Origin of the sequence: Enterococcus sp. S183_ASV_20, assembly GCF_018919685.1 — a bacterium.
GTDB classification, from domain to species: domain Bacteria; phylum Bacillota; class Bacilli; order Lactobacillales; family Enterococcaceae; genus Enterococcus; species Enterococcus faecalis.
In genome coordinates, this window is sequence record NZ_JAHLRI010000128.1 from 1 (window position 1) to 1,823 (window position 1,823).

Sequence of the window (1,823 nt, forward strand, 5' to 3'; positions counted from 1 at the left end):
AAAAGCAAGAAAAGCATATTTCCAAGCCCATGTTACCGAAGCGCCTGTCGTCCATCCACCATCAATCGCTGTTAAATTGATTCCTGTTGCTTCCGCAAAAGCTTTTGCGGCTGGTGTAATATTTCCCAACATATAATCAACAACTAAATTCATTCCAGCAAATGCTACCCCAAAAATCAATGCTGCACTGAATGCATCTTTAAATTTCATTTTTGCTACTAAACCAATTATCAACATTATGATTGGTACAAACACTGTAGCTCCCATATTTAGAATTGCCTGAAAGAAATTCGAAATTGCTTCAATCATTGACAAAATCCTCCTTTATTTTTGCAACACTTCAATTAATCGATCTAATTCTTCATCCATACCCATCCCAGTTAAAAATTTAATACCATCAAATTTAGGAACACCGTAATCTTCAGATCCTGGAGTAATAGATACATAAGCATCTGCATTTTTTATAAACGTTCTAATTGATTTAATATCAACAGCTTCAACGCTAGCATCAACTTTTCTCTCATTTAATAATCTTTGAACTTTTGAAGCAACAGTTTGACTTGTTGCGACACCGCTTCCACAAGCAACAATAATTCGTTTCATTTTCATTCATCCTTTCTCAATTTAAAGATTTTGTTGTAAAAAGTGATATAACTCTTTTGGTGATTTGACTTTTCGATATTCAGAAACCTTCTCATCATTTCCAAATATTTCCATAATTGTTGATAATAATCCCACTTGATTTTTTGGATCTGTGATTCCTAAAATTAAAATCAATTCACATGGAACTAAACTATCTGTGGTTGCCATTTGTACAAATTCAATCGGATTATTTAATTGATAGGCTGCAACAAACGGTTTTTTTACATGCTGTGGATCAGTATGGGGAATAGCGATATTAATATGCCCTAGTTCTAATCCTGTAGGAAAACTCATCTCCCTTGTCATAATTGCTGATTCAAAACTATCTTCCACATACTCTAGCATTTTCAATTTTTTAGTTGCTTCTTCAAAGAATTGCTCTTTTGTAGTAAATTTAGAATTAAAAAAAATCAACTCTTGATGAATAAAATCCGCGTACATTCATTTTCACCCCCTTTCAATTTTAATTTTATTTAAAAGTTTTATTTTTGAATCACCTCCATATGTTTTCTTATTTCAGAGATAAACTTACTGGATACTTTTTTTCCAGTAATGAATAACTCAAAGTCACTAAAAGTAAATGCACGTTGTATGCCAATTCTATTTTCCTTTTTGGAATCTGCTACTACTATTTTTTGCTTAGTAGAATTTAGAATTTTACTTTTCACATCTAGTGAAAGAACATTATTTTCAGTGAATTGATCTTCTACAGAAAAACCGCTTACTCCTATAAATGCTTTGTTAGCCATTAATGTTTCAGCATCAGCCACTGCTCTTGGTCCATACATCTCTTTTGTTCGCTTATTGAGCATGCCTCCTAAACAATAGATATCAGCATTTATTAATTGACTACATTTATCAGCTATGGGCAGACTAGCAGTAATTATTCGAAGATGGATTTCTTTTGGTAATGCATCAATGAGATACATCATACTTGTACCACCGTCTAAAAAGATAATGTCTCCTTCTTCAACTAATGAAGCAGCATATTCCCCTAATCTTCGTTTTTCTGGTACATTTTCTTCTAAACGTTCATCGAAAGATATATCTGTGTCAATTGCTTTTGCACCTCCATGAACTCGGATAATCTTATGTTCTCGTTCTAATAAAGCCAAATCGCTTCTTACAGTTTGTTCTGTGACACCAAACTTTTCAGAAAGTTCTTTTGTTGTAATACGCTT

At 32.8% G+C, this 1,823-nt stretch carries 4 protein-coding genes; all 4 read right to left on the minus strand.

The features are described from left to right. On the minus strand, positions 1 to 309 hold a 309-nt coding region (locus KQI94_RS15895; protein WP_275970763.1), incomplete at its 3' end, for a PTS transporter subunit IIC. Positions 310 to 324: 15 nt separating this feature from the next. Next, entirely contained in the window at positions 325 to 603 is a 279-nt protein-coding gene (locus KQI94_RS15900) for a PTS sugar transporter subunit IIB (RefSeq protein WP_010775703.1), read from the minus strand. A gap of 21 nt (positions 604 to 624) precedes the next feature. Next, entirely contained in the window at positions 625 to 1,083 is a 459-nt protein-coding gene (locus tag KQI94_RS15905; protein WP_002400717.1) for a PTS sugar transporter subunit IIA, read from the minus strand. 41 nt (positions 1,084 to 1,124) lie between these two features. After that, the coding region (locus tag KQI94_RS15910; protein ID WP_216454633.1) for a DeoR/GlpR family DNA-binding transcription regulator at positions 1,125 to 1,823 on the minus strand (699 nt) is incomplete at its 5' end.